Origin of the sequence: Synechococcus sp. H55.8, assembly GCF_047462375.1 — a bacterium.
GTDB lineage: Bacteria > Cyanobacteriota > Cyanobacteriia > Thermostichales > Thermostichaceae > Thermostichus.
This window is the reverse complement of record NZ_JANSJC010000003.1, coordinates 105,114-119,740: the sequence shown is the minus strand read 5'-3', so window position 1 is coordinate 119,740 and position 14,627 is coordinate 105,114. Positions and strand designations below refer to the sequence as shown.

Sequence of the window (14,627 nt, the reverse complement as noted above, 5' to 3'; positions counted from 1 at the left end):
ATGTCCACGATCTTTGATCTCCACGCCGCTGTCCTGGCCGACTATCGCGATTTTGTCCGCTCGTTTTTTCTGGTTGCCGACCCACGGGCGCAAGCCTTTGTAGACCAAGCGCTAGAAGAAGGGATCCACCTCTGGCCAGAGCCGCTTGTCCAGCTCAGCCCCTCTTACAAGGACGGCTCAACCGTTAACGAGTTGGCTGCAGCCGGACGGATTGCCCAAGAAACAGCCCACATCTTCCGCTTTGAGGATGGCAGGCCCTTTCGCCTCTACCGCCACCAGGAGGAGGCCATCACCAAGGCCCTAGCCGGAGAAAGTTTCGTGGTAACCAGTGGCACCGGCTCCGGCAAGAGCCTCTGCTACTTCCTGCCCATCCTCGACAACTGGATCCGCCAGAAGGGATCCGAGCACCAGGTGACGGCCCTGGTGGTCTATCCCATGAATGCCCTGGTGAACTCCCAATACCAGTCCTTGCAAGACCTGCGCGAACGCTACGAGCGCCGCTATGGTCGCCCTTTCCCCCTGCGCTTTGCCAAATACACCGGGGAAACTGCCGAAAGCGATCGGGAAGAGCTGCGGCGGAAGCCGCCCCAGATTCTGCTTACCAACTACATGATGGCGGAGCTGCTGTTGGTTCGCCCTGAGGATCAGCGCTTCTTAAGTCCTGGTGGACTGCGCTTTTTGGTCTTTGACGAGCTACACACCTACCGCGGTCGACAGGGGGCGGATGTGGCCATGCTGGTGCGACGCCTCAAGGAGCGCTGCGCCGCCCAAAACCTTGTCCACATCGGCACCAGCGCCACCATGATCTCCCGGCCAGAAGCCACCGCCCAGGAGCGCCGCCAGATTGTGGCCGACTTTGCCAGCCGCTTCTTTGGCTATCCCTTCAGAGCGGAGCACGTTATCGAGGAAACCCTGGATCCCTTTAGTGAGGGTGACTCTCCTAGTGCAGCGGAGCTAAAAAGCGCCCTCGACTCTCCCCCTCCCGCCGACCTGGCCACCCTGCGCCGCCACCCCCTGACGCGCTGGCTGGAGTACGAACTGGGCCTGGAGCCCACGCCCGATGGCGGCTTCAGGCGCCGCCTGCCCAGGGAGCTTTCTGAGGTCGCCGCCCAACTGGCCAAGCAGGTTGACAGGGATCCCCAGTTCTGCGCTGAGTCTCTGCGCCAGTTCCTCGCCCACGCCAGCAACCTCAAGGACGGCAACAGGGGGGTGGCCTTCAAGTTGCACCAATTTATCTCCCAGGGCCGCACCCTCTACGCCACTCTGGAGAGCCGGGAAAAGCGGCAATTTTCCCTGGAGGGGCAGATGCAGGCCGGTGAGGGCAAGCTCTTTTTCCCTGTCAAGTTCTGCCGCCAGTGCGGGCAGGACTACTACCATGTCCTCAAGTCCGGGGATCGCTTTGTGCCCTATCCCCTCGGGGAAGAGGTGGAGGAAAGCGAAGAGCAGCAAGCTGGCTACCTGAGTCTGGATCCCCTGGAGGGGGAGTGGTCGCAGGAACAGATCCCGGAAGATTGGTACACCCCTGAAGGCCGGCTCAAGCCCCATTGGAGAAGGCGCGTCCCCCAAGCGGTCTGGGTCCGCCCGGACGGCTCCTTTTCCGAGGTGCCCCAGGCAGGAACCCAGAAGCTGTGGTGGCAGCCCCAGCCCTTTTCTCTCTGCCTAGCTTGCGGCGAGTACTACAGTGGACGGGAGCGGGAGTTTGCCAAGCTGGCTTCCCTTTCTAGCGAAGGCCGCTCCAGCGCCACCACCATTCTGGCCACTTCTCTGCTGCGCCATGCTGCTCAAACGGGGGCAGCCCAGGACAAGCTGCTTACCTTTACCGACAACCGTCAGGATGCCTCCCTGCAGGCCGGCCACTTCAACGACTTTGTCCACGTGGCCCTCTTGCGGGCCTCGCTCTACGCTGCCCTTCTTAAAAAGCAAGAGCTGGGCTTTGCAGAAGTGGCCCCAGAGGTGGTGCAGGCTGCCGGCCTCACCCTTGCCGCCATTGCCCAAAACCCCTTGCTGGATCCCCAGTCGCCGGCTGCCCAAGAGGTCTGGCGGACTTTTACGGAGCTAACCGAATACCGCCTCTACGAGGATCTGCGGCGCGGCTGGCGGGTTACCCACCCCAACCTAGAACAGGTGGGCTTGTTGAAAATTGAATACCGCGGCCTCAAGGAGCTTTGCCAGAGCTCGGCCCTGGCCCCCCTCAATCCCTGGTTTGTCCAGGCCAGCGTCGAGGAGCGGGAACGCCTGCTGCGGGCTCTGCTGGATCAGTTTCGGCGCAAACTGGCCATCGATGTGCCTGTGCTCAGAACCGAGTTCCAGAGAAACTTGCGCCGACGCGCCGAGCAACACCTCAACGAGTTTTGGGGCCTAGAAGAGTACGACGAGCTGCGGACGGCTACCTGCTTTGTCCGCCAAAGCCGCAACGGACAAGACGGGACAACTTTCAGCCTAGGCCCCCGCAGCGCCATCGGACGCTTTCTTGCCAAGCGCCTTGAGCTAACCCGGGAAACCTACGACCAGCTTTTGGGATCCCTGCTTTCTCTTCTAGTCAGCTACGACCTGCTGCGGCGGGAGAATGGCCAGGAAGCCTACCAGCTCAACGCTGGCTGTCTGCGCTGGTGCCTGGGCGATGGCTCGCCGCCGCCTGCGGATCCCTTGTACTCCCGCCGCGCTCAGCAGGAGGGCTACGCTTCCGCCCCTCGCCCCGTCAATCTCTTCTTCCAGCGCCTGTATCGGAGCGGGGCAGCAGGGCTGGGATCCCTGGAGGCCAGAGAGCACACGGCCCAGGTGGTTCGAGCGGGAGAGCGGGAGTGGCGAGAAAAGCGCTTTCGCGGGGAAGACCAAGCTCGCCGCCTTCCCTACTTGGTCTGCTCGCCAACCCTGGAGCTGGGGGTCGATATTGCCGATTTGGATCTGGTGCATCTGCGCAACGTGCCGCCCACTCCGGCCAACTACGCCCAGCGCAGCGGTCGGGCAGGTCGCCAGGGGCAGGCGGGGCTAATCCTCAGCTACTGCGGCGCCTTCAACAGCCACGACCAGTACTACTTCCGCCGCCGCGCCGAGATGGTGGCCGGTCGTGTCCGCCCTCCCCGCCTGGACTTAACCAACGAGGCGCTACTGCGGGCTCACATCCACGCCGTTTGGCTGGCCCAGGTACGCCTGCCCCTGGGTAACTCCATGGAAAGAGTTCTCGATTTGGATCGCGAGGGGCTGCCCCTGCGGGAAGAGGTGGCTGCCCAAATCCAGCTAGGGGAAGCGGCCCGGCAAGAGGTGATGGAGCGAGTGGAGGCGCTCTTGGCCGCCGATCGAGAGGTTCTGGATCAGAGCGGCTGGTTTAGCCGCCGCTGGCTCCAGCAGGTCATCGAAGAGGCGCCCCAGGCTTTTGACCGAGCTTTCGACCGCTGGCGAGAACTCTATCGGGCTGCCACCCAGCAGTTGGAAGCCGCTAACCGCCAGCTCCAGACGACTCGCGAAAAGAAAGACCAGCAGGAAGCCGAGCGCCGCCAGCGGGAAGCCCTGCGCCAGCGGAATCTGCTGCTCCAAATCGACACCCAGCGGGAGGAAAGCGACTTCTACCCCTACCGCTACTTGGCCAGCGAAGGCTTCCTGCCCGGCTACAACTTTCCGGCCTTGCCCGTGCGGGCCTGGGTGCCCCGCGGCGGCGAGGGGGAGTTCATCGCCCGGCCCCGCTTTTTGGCCATCCGCGAGTTTGCTCCCCACAACTTCCTCTACCACGAAGGCTGCCAGTGGGAAGCGGTGGCGTTCCAGGCGCCGCCCGGCGGTCTGGAGGAGCGCAAAAGTAGCCACAAGCTCTGTTTTAGCTGTGGGGCCTTTGCGGATCCCTACCTAGATCGCTGTCCGGTCTGCGGCACCCCGTTCGATGGGCAAAATAGCCTCTTGACCCAGCTTCTGGAAATGCCCAATGTGCGCATGCGGCGACGGGATCGCATCACGGCTGACGAAGAGGAGCGGCGGCGACAAGGCTACGAGCTGCAGACCTTCTTCCAGTTTGCTTCCGAAAGCTCTGGCTACCGCGTCCAAGAAGCTGATGTGCTGAGCGGACAAACCCCCCTGCTGCAGTTGCGCTATGCCCCGGCGGCCACCCTGCTGCGCATCAACCACGGCTGGCGGGGAAGTGGAGGGCGGGGGTTCTCGGTCAACTTTGAAAATGGGGAAGTCCCCTCGCGAGCTCAGCTTGAGCGGAGCAGGGCGGGCTTGTCCAACCGAGCCTCCTTGCAGTCCATCCGCCTGGCGGTGCGCAGTACCCACAACCTGCTACTGGTGCGCCTGGCGCAGCCCGGTTTAGGGGATCCCCAACCTTTAGAAACCAGCCTGCGCTACGCCCTCAAGCGGGGGATCGAAGAGGCCTTTGAGCTAGAAGAGACGGAGCTGGCCGCCGAGTCCATTGGCCAGGGATCCCATCGGGCCCTGCTGTTTTACGAGACGGCAGAAGGGGGAGCCGGCGTCCTGCAGCGGTTGGTGGAGGAGCCAGAGGCCATGGCGGAGGTGGCGCGAGCAGCCCTGGAGATCTGCCACTTCCAGCTCTCAGAAGCCGGGATCCAAGACCTGCGGCCTGAGTGCCGCGCCGCCTGCTACGAGTGCCTGCTCAGCTACGCCAACCAACGGGAGGCGCTGGAGCTCGACCGATACAAGATTCGGGATCTTCTGGGAGAGCTGGCCCACAGCCGCACCGAGCTACGTCCCCTGGGCCGCTCCCGCCAAGAGCAGCTGGAGTGGCTGCGCCAGCTCATCGACCCTCGCTCGCACCTGGAGCGCCGCTTTCTGGAGTTGCTGGCCGAAGAAGGCTACCGCCTTCCCGACGACGCCCAGAAGGCCATCCCTGATCCCCGCTGCGTGGTCGACTTCTTCTACGAGCCCAACGTCTGTGTTTTCTGCGATGGCGCAGTGCATGACGAGCCCGACCAGGCTGCCCAGGATCGCCAAGTGCGCTCCCAGCTTTTGGGACAAGGCTACCGGGTAATTGCCCTGCGCTACGACCAAGACCTGCAGGAGCAACTGGCCCGCTACCCAGAGGTGTTTGGCAAGGGCAACTAATCCTGCTGGTGGGAAAACAGGTAGGCACCCACCAGGGCCAGAAGGGTTGCCAACCCCGCCAGCACCGCCACTGTGTACCAGGGGAACTGGGCAGGGGGCTGGTAGGCGGCTGCCCGCATGCCGATGCTGGCGTAGGAAAGGGGCAGGCAATAGACCAGCACCTGTAGGTAGCCTGGCAACTGGCTGGGATCAAAAAAAGTGGCCCCCAGAAAGGACATGGGCGTAATCAAAAAGTTGGTGAGCACGCCCACACTCTCCAAGCTGGGCACCTTTAAGCCGGCGATTACCCCGATGCCGGCAAAGACAGCGCAATCCAAAAGCAGCACCAACAGCGCCAGGGGATGAAGAAGGCCCCAGGCTCCTGTCCCCAGCACCCCCACCGCCAACACTCCCAAGGCCGTGAGCAGGCCGCGGGCAATGCCCGCCAACACCTTACCCAAATGCAGCGCCAGCGGATGCACCGGCAAGAGCAGCAGCTCCTCAAAGCTCTTGGTAAACAGCCGCGATCCACAAATGGAGAAAGTAGTGCCGGCAAAGCTAATCGTCATGGCCGAAAGAGCCACCATCCCCGGCAAAATAAAGCGTAAATAGGAACCTGCCGCCGTCGATCCGCCTACGTCAGCCAGGGCCTCGGCCCGCAGGGATCCGCCCAGCCCCACCCCAAAAGCAACGATGTAGATGAGGGGGGCCACCAGCCCCGAAGCCACCACCTGCCAGACCCGCCCGCGCAGATCCAGCCAGTCGCGCCAGAAGATGGTTAAACTGTCTTCCCAGATTTGCCGATAGGGCATCACCATAGGTTTTCCTCGCTCTTTACGGGTTTGGGGCTTGCCCACTGGGATCCGCAGTGGGAAACGGCTTGCTGTCACTACTAATAGCCGTAGTAGTTGGAGCGCCACCAGGCCACCGGCAGCGCCAGCGCCTTGCTCAGGGTGGACACATAGGCCCGAGTGCGAAACACCTGGTAGTGGTTGCGCTCGATGGCGTTGAGGATCTGCCGGTAGAGCATCAAAGAAGCGGCCACCGGCCAGCGGGAGTCCGGCTGCAGGGTAGGGATCCCTCGTTCCGCTTGGGCATAGAGCTCTCGAGCTCGCCGGATCTCGTAGTCCATCAGGGCCATCCAGCGCTCGTCGATGACATAGTTAAACAAATCCCGCTCTGAGTAGTTGAAGCGGCGCAAGTCCTCCAGAGGCAAATAGATCCGCCCGCGGCGGGCATCTTCCCCCACATCGCGCAAGATGTTGGTCAGTTGCATGGCGATCCCCAGGGCCACCGCCTCCTCGCGGCCATCCCGACCCGGCACAAACCCCATGATCTCCGAGCACATCAGCCCCACCACCCCGGCCACCCGGTAGCAGTAAACCCGCAGGTCTTCCCAGGTGGCGTAGCGCCGGGTGTCCAGATCCATGCTTTGCCCCCGTAACATCTCGCGGAAGGGCTCAATCGAGAGGCGGTAGGTGTGGATGGTGTGGATCAAGGCCAGGTCGGTGGGGGCTTGCGGCTCCCCCCCCTGGAACAAGGACTCCAGATGGGATCCCCACTGCTCCAGCTTGCTGCGGGTGACTTCCACCGCCGTCTGGCTGGCCTCCAGCCCATCCAGCAACTCATCGGTCTGCCGCAGCCAAGCATAGATGGCCCAGATGGCCCGCCGCTTGGGTCGAGGCAAGAGCAGGGATCCCAAATAAAACGTCTTGGCGTGCTTGGCCGTGATCTGGCGGCAGAGGGCAAAAGATTGCTCCAGCGGACTCATCGGGCTCATCTCCAGGGGCGCGGGGCCAGATGGGGACAGCGAGGGCACATCTCAACACTACGGGAAAGCGGACAGGCTGGATAGCCCCGACAGTCAGGTTGCTCCAAATGAGGCGATCAAACCCCTGCGGTTGCCAACCTTGAGAGCGCAGCCGCCGGGGATGGGCTCCCCTTGCTGATGGCCTCGGCTGCCCACTTGCCGGAGAGGATGGCCCCCTCCATGCTGCCCAGGAAGGGTTGCAGGGTGTAGCTGCCCGCCAAGAAAAAGTTGGGGATGGGGGTGACCTGAGTGGGACGGTATTGCTGCCGGCCCGGTGTGGCCTTATAGACCGAGCGCGGCGTTTTCACCACCACCCATTTGCGCACCCGCGCCGGGTTGGGGCCGGTGAGGTGCTGGGGAAAGAGTTTTTGGAGCTCCTCCAGCGTGGCGGCGAAGATCTCCTCGTCGCTGCGGTCGATCCACTCGGCAGCCGGGGCCAGCACCAGCTCCAGCATCGAGCGCTGTGGATCCGCATAGCCGCGGCAGGTATTGCTCATGTCGGCATACACGCTCAAGAGCGGCGAGCGGGAAAACAGCGAGTGGTCGATGTGGGTGAGCTTGCGGTCAAACCAAATCTGCAGGCTGATCACCGGCACCCCTTCCAGCTCGCGCAGTTGCTGAAAATAGGGCAGTTCCCACCACCGGGCCGGCAGCAGCTCTTTGAGTGCATCCACCGAAAGGGCTGAGACGTAGGCGTCGGCGGTGACCTGAAGCGGCCCGGCAGGGGTGAGAAAGCGAAAGCCCGCTACACTGCCGTCGGGGTTGAGGTCGATGGCCTGCAGCACCGCATTCAAATGCACCTGGCCGCCGCGGGCTATGATGGAGTCCGCCATCGGCTGGCAAAGCCGCTCCGGCGGGGCGCCATCCAGGTAGGCGATCTTCGAGCCGTCCTTTTGGCGCAAAAAGCGGTTCAGGGCCGTCAGGGGCACCATGGCCGAGATCTCGTCCGGGTTGATGAACGCCAACGCCTTGGAGACGGCGATAAAAATATCCGTGTTGACCCGCTCATCGATGCCCTGCCGGCGCAGCCATTCTAAGAGGCTGTAGCGATCCATCTGCTCCACGTAGCGCTGGCCCCGCACCATGGCCGGCACTAGGCCCAGGGCAAATTTCACCTTTTCGCTCCAGGTGAGCATGTCGTTGTTGCGCAGGATGCCGACAATGGCGTTGAAGGGAGCGGGAATGTCCGGCAGGTCAAAGCGGGAGTAGGTGCCCGGCTTGTCCGGCTGGTTGAAGATCAAACTGTGTTCCTTCCACTGCAGGCGATCGGAGATACCCAGCTCCCGGAACAGTTGCAAGGTGTTGGGGTAGGCGCCGAAAAAGTTGTGCAAACCCGTCTCAATCCAGTCCCCGTCGGCATCCTTCCAGGCGGCCACCAGCCCCCCCAGCACATCCCGCCGCTCAAACAGCAGCGGCTGATGCCCGGCATCACACAGATACTTGGCACAGGCCAGCCCCGCCAGCCCCCCTCCAGCAATGGCAACACGCATGATGATGACGATCAAGCAACACTTTTATTCTATTTGCAAACCGTTACAATCGCTCCAGCCACCGGCGGTGGGGAGAGAACCCGGAGAGCACTTGTTTCCCGCCGGGATCCGATCCCTGGTAGGATACGGAAGAAAAAAGCGATTCTCTTGGTTCCAGGGGGAGGGACGATGATGGCCAAACAAACACTGGGATCCCTGCTGTCATCCGGCTTTGATCTGACCGGCAAGCGTGTGCTGGTGCGCGCCGATTTCAACGTCCCTCTGGATCCCCAGGGCAACATTACCGACGACACCCGCATCCGCGCCTCGCTGCCCACCATCCAAGCTCTGGCCCAGGCGGGGGCCAAGGTCATCCTCACCAGCCACCTGGGCCGCCCCATCAAAAAAGACAAAGAGACCGGCGCCCTCCAGATCACCCGCGAGGGCAATAGCCTCGCCCCTGTGGCCACCCGTCTTTCCCAGCTCTTGGGCCAGCCGGTGGCCTTTGCCCCCGACTGCATTGGCCCTGAGGCGGAAGCCGTGGTCAGCCGCCTGGAAAACGGACAGGTGGCCCTCTTGGAAAACGTTCGCTTTTACCCGGAAGAGGAAGCCAACGACCCGGAGTTTGCTCGCAAGCTGGCCTCCCTGGCTGATCTATTCGTCAACGATGCCTTTGGCAGCGCCCACCGCGCCCACGCCTCCACCGCCGGCGTCACCGCCTACCTCCAGCCTGCCGTGGCCGGCTACCTGGTGGAAAAGGAGCTGCAGTTTCTCTCCGGCGCCATCGAGAACCCCCAGCGACCTCTGGCGGCCATCATCGGCGGCTCCAAAGTCTCTACTAAGATTGGCGTCATTGAGCGGCTGCTGGAAAAAGTGGACAAGCTCCTGCTGGGCGGCGGCATGATCTTCACCTTCTACCAAGCCCAAGGGATCCCAACCGGCAAGTCTTTGGTGGAAACCGACAAGCTGGAGCTGGCCCGCTCTCTGATGGAGAAGGCCAAAGCGCGGGGCGTAGAGCTGCTGCTGCCGGTGGATGTGGTGGTGGCCGATAAGTTTGACAAAGACGCCAACGCCCAGACGGTTTCCATCCACGCCATTCCCGACGACTGGATGGGCTTGGACATCGGCCCCGAATCGGTCAAAGCCTTCCAGGCTGCCCTGCAGGGGTGCCAAACCGTAGTCTGGAACGGGCCGATGGGCGTATTTGAATTCGACCGCTTTGCCGCGGGCACAGAAGCCATTGCCCGCACCCTGGCCGACCTCACCCAGGCCGGGGCCATCACCATCATTGGCGGCGGCGACTCGGTGGCGGCTGTGGAAAAAGTCGGCCTGGCCGACAAAATGACCCACATTTCCACCGGCGGCGGCGCCAGCCTGGAGCTGCTGGAGGGCAAAGAGCTGCCCGGCATTGCCGTCCTCAGCGAAGCGTAGTGTAAGTTCCTGCTCGGCTCATCCAACCCAAAAGCAGCAAAAAAGTAGGGGCTGAGTTCAGCCCCTCTTTGTGATCTACTCGGCGCAGATGGCCGCAGCAATGGCGAGACTGGATCCGGCTTAGTGCATCACCACTTTAACGTTGGCGTTGTTCAAGCCAGGACGCTTCACCTCGGCCAAGGTCTTGTTGACGGCGTACTTCTGGTTGATGGAGTTGATCAACTCGGTTTGGTTGTGCTTCTTGGCCACGCCCCACAGATCGGCGATCAGGTCGTAGGAACCGTCGGGGTTCTTGGACCAGCCCAGATCGTAGTCGCCTTCCAATTGGGCCACGATGTCGGCACGAACACGCTGGCCGTTGTAGCCACGCACATCGGCGTTCATCTTGACGGTGTAGCCGAGATCGCGCAGGGAGTTAACCAGAATCTGGCCATCGGTGATCTTGGTGCGCAAGGTGCTAAAATGAGACATGGTGTTTCTCTCCTGTGTTTAGGGTTTGGAACATCAACACAAACAATGGGCAACGTTCAAAGTGGGGGTTTTGCCATTTTTGCCTCTGCCAAGGCAACTCTGGCTTCTCACTCCTCCTAGAACTCCAGCCGCTGGTACTCGGCTACAGAGGCTGCTGCAGGCCGAGCCCGCTGCTGGGCCCATTCCCTCAACGCTACCACTTGCTCCGTCATGGTGCGAGATAGCGGTTGAGTTGCTTTCGTTGCTGCCAAAATGTCCAGTTGCGTAAATTCGCGGTTCTGGGCAAACGCTTCGTACATGGCAGCAATCAAAACTTGTTCGATCTCCGCGCCGGAGAAGCCCTCGCAGGCCGCTGCTAGCTGACGCAGATCAAAGCGGCTGATGTCGCGCCGCCGCTTCTTCAGGTGGATCCGGAAGATCTCCATGCGCTCGTTGATGTTGGGCAGATCCACGAAGAAAATCTCGTCAAAACGGCCCTTGCGCAGGAACTCGCCCGGCAGGCGCTCTACGCGGTTGGCCGTGGCCATGACAAACACCGGCGAACGCTTCTCCTGCATCCAGGTGAGGAAGGAGCCAAAGATGCGGCTGGAGGTGCCGCCATCGGAGTCGCTAGAGCCTGCCGAGCCGGCGAAGGCTTTGTCCAGCTCGTCGATAAAGAGGATGGCCGGTGCCAGCGATTCGGCGGTGCGCAGGGCGCTGCGCAGGTTGGCCTCTGACTTGCCGACCATAGAGCCATCATAGACGCGGCCCATATCTAGGCGCAGCAGCGGCAAACCCCAGAGACGGGCGGTGGTCTTGGCGATCAGGGACTTGCCGCAGCCGGGCACCCCCAGAATCAAAAGCCCCTTGGGCTGAGGCAGGCCGTAGGCACGGGCCCGCTCGGTAAAGGCCTCAGAGCGCTGTAGCAGCCAACGCTTCAATTCCTCCAGACCGCCGACCGCGTCGATCGTCTCATCTTCTTCGATGAACTCAAGGATGCCGTTGCGGCGGATCAGTTGCTTTTTCTCAGAGAGAACGATATCGACCTCCGCCTCGCTGAGGCGACCGTGCGTCACCACCGCCTTGCGGTAAACTTTTTCCGCCTCATCCTGCGTCAGGCCCAGGGCCGCTTTGACCAGCTTTTCTCGCGTCTCAGGGCTTACGGATCCGCCGCGGGGAAGCTGCTCCAACTGCCGGTTGAGGGTGCGCTCCAGGGCAGCCATGTCCGGCAGGGGAAAGTCGACTACGCAAATGTCTTTCTCCAGCTCGACGGGGATCACCTGCACCGGCGACATGAGCAAGATGGTTTTGTGGGATCCCTTCAAGCTGGCGATGGCATCGCGCAGCCAACGCTTGACCTCGGTGTTGTCCAAAAAGTCGTGCAGATCCTTGAAGACGCAGATGGCGGGATCCTTTTGCTCCATCACCCACTGGATGGCCGGCTGGGGAGATTGGGTGTTGTGCTGGGTGAGGCTGCGGGGGTTGCCGTATTCGATGATGCCGTGGGTAACTGTCCAGATGAATAGGCGTCGCTGGGGCCTCAGGGTGCGGGCAATCGCTGCCAGAGCCGCTTCCGCCCGTTCCTCCTCTGGGGTAAGCAGGTACAGCAGTGGGTATTGAGCTTGAATGAGGATGCTGAGCTCTTGCATGGGAAACACCAACTGCAGAGGGGAAATCTAAGGAAAGCGACAGAAAGGGAGAAAAACGGAGTTTGGGTTGCTTGGGCTTGGATCGCGCTTGGGAAGATGTCCTTGTTGAGTGAATCTTAGAAACCTTTTGTGCTGGTGTTTGCTCCTGTCTAGCTTCAGTTGCCAAAGGAGCCCACCTAGAAGCGTTTTAGCAGGGCACCAACGCATCTTGCCGTTGCTCTTCCGAGCCGGCAGCCGATCCCCAGTATTCTGGCTCCACCTCTTCGAGAATGGCTTCCTCAGCCGATGGCTGGTGCAGCGAAACCACCTCTCCGTTGCGGATGACAAACCGATGGCCGCACTCAGGGCACCGATGGACGCGGTAGGCGCTGCCTTGTACGCCTTCGATAACTTCTGGGTGCAGCAGATAAAAGGTGAGGGCCTTCTCTGCCACCGCTGACATTGGCTCTTGCTCCACGGCAGCCCGAATCTTCAGATTCCGGTACAGGTCAGGTGAGAGATACAGAGTTACCTTCTGCTTGACCTCTGTGCCTTCCACTACTTCTGGCCGATGATTCATGGCTAACCGCTTTTCTGAGTTGCTTGCCAAACTTGAAGGCCATCATAGCCAGCCTGCCGCTTTGACGGCAAGCTTTTAACAATCTGTAATAATTTTCTCGATATCTTTTGGGCTTGTGGACATCTGCGGGTGGGGGAGTAGGCTAAGTAGGAGACTCAGGAGCGGAGTGGGCAATCCCTATGGAACGCTTAATCAACACCCTCAGCAAAAATTTCTCCAGTTGGGGCCGCCGTGCCCTGGTGCAAACCGGCGATGGTTTGGCCAGCTTAAAGGACATTGCCCTGGACAGTGGCAATCTGTTGCTCTGCAAAGCTCGAGTTGCCCTTGCGGACGCCAGCTTCACCACCCTGCGGGCGCTTGGGTCTCGCTTTGGTGCCGGTCGCTAGCCGCCCAGACCTTGCAGCCGGTAGAGCTTGGCGTAGAGGCCGTTGCGGGCCATGAGCTCGGCGTGGGATCCCTGTTCTTTCAGTTCCCCCCGCTGCAGAACCAAGATGCGATCCACATTGCGGATGGTGGAGAGGCGATGGGCGATGATGAGGGCGGTGCGATCCCGTAGCAGGGTTTCCAGGGCGGATTGGATCAGGGCCTCCGTGCCCACATCCAGGCTGGCGGTGGCCTCATCCAAGACCAAGATTTTCGGATCCCGCCACAGGGCCCGCACAAAGCTAATGAGCTGTTTTTGGCCGCTGGAGAGGTTGCTGCCCCGCTCCCGCACGGGGGTGGCGTAGCCCTGGGGCAGCTCGCGGATGAACTCGTGCAGGTGGAGTTGGCGGGCCACCCGCTCTACTTCTGCCAGCTCGCCCTTCTCTCCCAGGGTGATGTTTTGCTGGATATCTCCAGAGAACAAGAATCCGTCCTGCAGGATCACGCCCAGGTGACGGTGCAGCTCGGCCTGGGGCAGATCGCGAATGTCCACGCCGTCGATGCGGATGCAGCCGCGAGTTACCTCGTAAAGGCGGCAAAGTAGGCGGATGATGGAGCTTTTGCCGGCGCCGGTGGGCCCCACCAGGGCGACCTTTTCGCCGGGGCGGATGGTGAAGCTGAGGTCTTTGAGCACCCACTCGCCGGGGTTGTAGGCAAACCAGACCTGCTCGAACTGCACCTCCCCTTTGGCCGTTGGGGGCAGGTGGCGCGGCTGGACGGGATCCTGGATGGCGACGGGCAGGCTGAGGATGTGGTCGATGCGTTCCACGGCGGTGAACCCCGCCTGCAGGGCGGTGAACTTTTCCGCCAACTGGCGCAGGGGGTTGAAAAAGCGCTGGGAAAAGAGAATGAAGGCGTAGAGGCTGCCGAAGGTGAGGGGGTCTCGGGGCAAAGGCAGGGATCCCCCTCCGGCTGCCAGCACCTGCTGCCCCCCCACCCACAGGAGAGCGGCCACCGCCAGCCAGGCAACCCACTCCAAAACGGCGGAAAGGGCAGAGTCGTAGAGGATGGTCTGATCCACCTCTTGGATGTAGCGCCGGTTGATGGTTTGAAAAATCTCGCTGTTGAGCCGCTCCCGCCGAAACAGTTGCACCACAGCAATGCCCAAGACGTTTTCCTGGATCCAGGCGTTGAGCTTGGAGAGCTCTTCCCGCACGCGGAAGTTGGCATCGCGAAAGCGGCGCTGCAGCTCGATGACCACAGCGCTAACCGGCAGGACAATGAGGATCAGCAGCAGGCCCAGATCCCAGCGCTGGCTGAGCATTACCACCGCGATTACCGCCAGGGTAAAGAGGTCGCTGACGATGCCGACCGCGCCGGTGGAAAACACATCCCCCAGAGCTTCTACATCGCTGGTGATGCGGGTGATCAACTTGCCCACCGGGGTGCGATCGAAAAATTGGGCCGGCAGGGCCAGCACGTGGGCAAAGAGATCATTGCGGATGTCGCGGGTCATCAACTGCCCCAGCTTCTGGCTGGTATACCCTTCCAAGGCTTGAAAAACCCAGCGGGCCAGCAGGGTGAGGATCAACAGGCCCACGTAGGGCCAGAGGCCGGCGAGGATCCCACTGTTGCCTTGGGCGAGCGCTTGGGCGATGGGGCCGTCCAGGGCCCGCTGCAGGATCAAGGGCTGCACCGCATCGGCTAGGGCCAGGGGCGGCAAAAAGGCCAAGGCGGCCAACAACAGCTTCAGGTGCCGCCGGGCATAGGGCCAGAGCAGCCGCAGCAGTCGCCAGTCACTTTCTCGCCGGGGTTGGGGATCCCTACTTAAATCGGCAGCGGGGGGAGAGGTGGCAAGGCTCACTGACTGA

The 14,627-nt window shown here is 61.8% G+C and carries 10 protein-coding genes; 3 read left to right on the top strand and 7 right to left on the bottom strand.

The features are described from left to right. The gene (locus NW862_RS02400; protein WP_414426878.1) at positions 1–5,046 is read left to right on the top strand and encodes a DEAD/DEAH box helicase; all 5,046 of its coding nucleotides are present in this window, start codon (positions 1–3) and stop codon (positions 5,044–5,046) included. Here NW862_RS02400 and NW862_RS02395 read toward each other — a convergent pair. The 3 genes from NW862_RS02395 to pds form a co-directional block, all read right to left on the bottom strand. Next, entirely contained in the window at positions 5,043–5,843 is an 801-nt protein-coding gene (locus NW862_RS02395) for an ABC transporter permease (protein ID WP_414334894.1), read from the bottom strand. The two genes, NW862_RS02400 and NW862_RS02395, sit on opposite strands and share 4 nt — an antisense overlap. Before the next feature lie 74 nt (positions 5,844–5,917). Beyond that, entirely contained in the window at positions 5,918–6,796 is an 879-nt protein-coding gene (locus NW862_RS02390; protein WP_414334895.1) for a phytoene synthase, read from the bottom strand. A gap of 116 nt (positions 6,797–6,912) precedes the next feature. Then, complete coding sequence (gene pds / locus NW862_RS02385) at positions 6,913–8,325, bottom strand: 15-cis-phytoene desaturase (RefSeq protein WP_414348940.1); 1,413 nt, start codon at positions 8,323–8,325, stop codon at positions 6,913–6,915. A gap of 171 nt (positions 8,326–8,496) precedes the next feature. Between pds and NW862_RS02380 the strand changes: the two genes are divergently transcribed. Continuing rightward, on the top strand, positions 8,497–9,735 hold the full coding sequence (locus tag NW862_RS02380) for a phosphoglycerate kinase (protein ID WP_414348941.1): 1,239 nt from the start codon (positions 8,497–8,499) through the stop codon (positions 9,733–9,735). Positions 9,736–9,855: 120 nt separating this feature from the next. Here the strand turns inward: NW862_RS02380 and NW862_RS02375 are convergent, their stop codons facing one another. The 3 genes from NW862_RS02375 to NW862_RS02365 all read right to left on the bottom strand — a co-directional run bounded on the left by NW862_RS02375 (position 9,856) and on the right by NW862_RS02365 (position 12,393). Then, complete coding sequence (locus NW862_RS02375) at positions 9,856–10,206, bottom strand: DUF1257 domain-containing protein (protein WP_414334896.1); 351 nt, start codon at positions 10,204–10,206, stop codon at positions 9,856–9,858. Between the two features lie 116 nt (positions 10,207–10,322). Further along, positions 10,323–11,834, bottom strand: a complete 1,512-nt coding sequence (locus NW862_RS02370) for an AAA family ATPase (RefSeq protein WP_414334897.1) — start codon at positions 11,832–11,834, stop codon at positions 10,323–10,325. A 187-nt stretch (positions 11,835–12,021) separates the two neighbouring features. After that, on the bottom strand, positions 12,022–12,393 hold the full coding sequence (locus NW862_RS02365) for a hypothetical protein (RefSeq protein WP_414334898.1): 372 nt from the start codon (positions 12,391–12,393) through the stop codon (positions 12,022–12,024). Positions 12,394–12,572: 179 nt separating this feature from the next. Here NW862_RS02365 and NW862_RS02360 point away from each other — a divergent pair, with 179 nt between their 5' ends. Continuing rightward, positions 12,573–12,779: a hypothetical protein gene (locus NW862_RS02360; protein WP_414334899.1), complete on the top strand. Its 207-nt coding sequence runs from the start codon at positions 12,573–12,575 to the stop codon at positions 12,777–12,779. Here the strand turns inward: NW862_RS02360 and NW862_RS02355 are convergent. Further along, on the bottom strand, positions 12,776–14,620 hold the full coding sequence (locus tag NW862_RS02355; RefSeq protein WP_414426877.1) for an ABC transporter ATP-binding protein: 1,845 nt from the start codon (positions 14,618–14,620) through the stop codon (positions 12,776–12,778). The genes NW862_RS02360 and NW862_RS02355 overlap by 4 nt on opposite strands. Positions 14,621–14,627: the final 7 nt, after the last annotated feature.

Excerpts from the sequence above, each read along its gene's own strand:
- NW862_RS02380 (WP_414348941.1), top strand. The coding sequence starts at position 8,497 with ATGGCCAAACAAACACTGGGATCCCTGCTGTCATCCGGCTTTGATCTG.
- NW862_RS02400 (WP_414426878.1), top strand. The coding sequence starts at position 1 with ATGTCCACGATCTTTGATCTCCACGCCGCTGTCCTGGCCGACTATCGC.
- NW862_RS02360 (WP_414334899.1), top strand. The coding sequence starts at position 12,573 with ATGGAACGCTTAATCAACACCCTCAGCAAAAATTTCTCCAGTTGGGGC.
- NW862_RS02395 (WP_414334894.1), bottom strand. The coding sequence starts at position 5,843 with ATGGTGATGCCCTATCGGCAAATCTGGGAAGACAGTTTAACCATCTTC.
- NW862_RS02390 (WP_414334895.1), bottom strand. The coding sequence starts at position 6,796 with ATGAGTCCGCTGGAGCAATCTTTTGCCCTCTGCCGCCAGATCACGGCC.
- pds (WP_414348940.1), bottom strand. The coding sequence starts at position 8,325 with ATGCGTGTTGCCATTGCTGGAGGGGGGCTGGCGGGGCTGGCCTGTGCC.
- NW862_RS02365 (WP_414334898.1), bottom strand. The coding sequence starts at position 12,393 with ATGAATCATCGGCCAGAAGTAGTGGAAGGCACAGAGGTCAAGCAGAAG.
- NW862_RS02375 (WP_414334896.1), bottom strand. The coding sequence starts at position 10,206 with ATGTCTCATTTTAGCACCTTGCGCACCAAGATCACCGATGGCCAGATT.
- NW862_RS02370 (WP_414334897.1), bottom strand. The coding sequence starts at position 11,834 with ATGCAAGAGCTCAGCATCCTCATTCAAGCTCAATACCCACTGCTGTAC.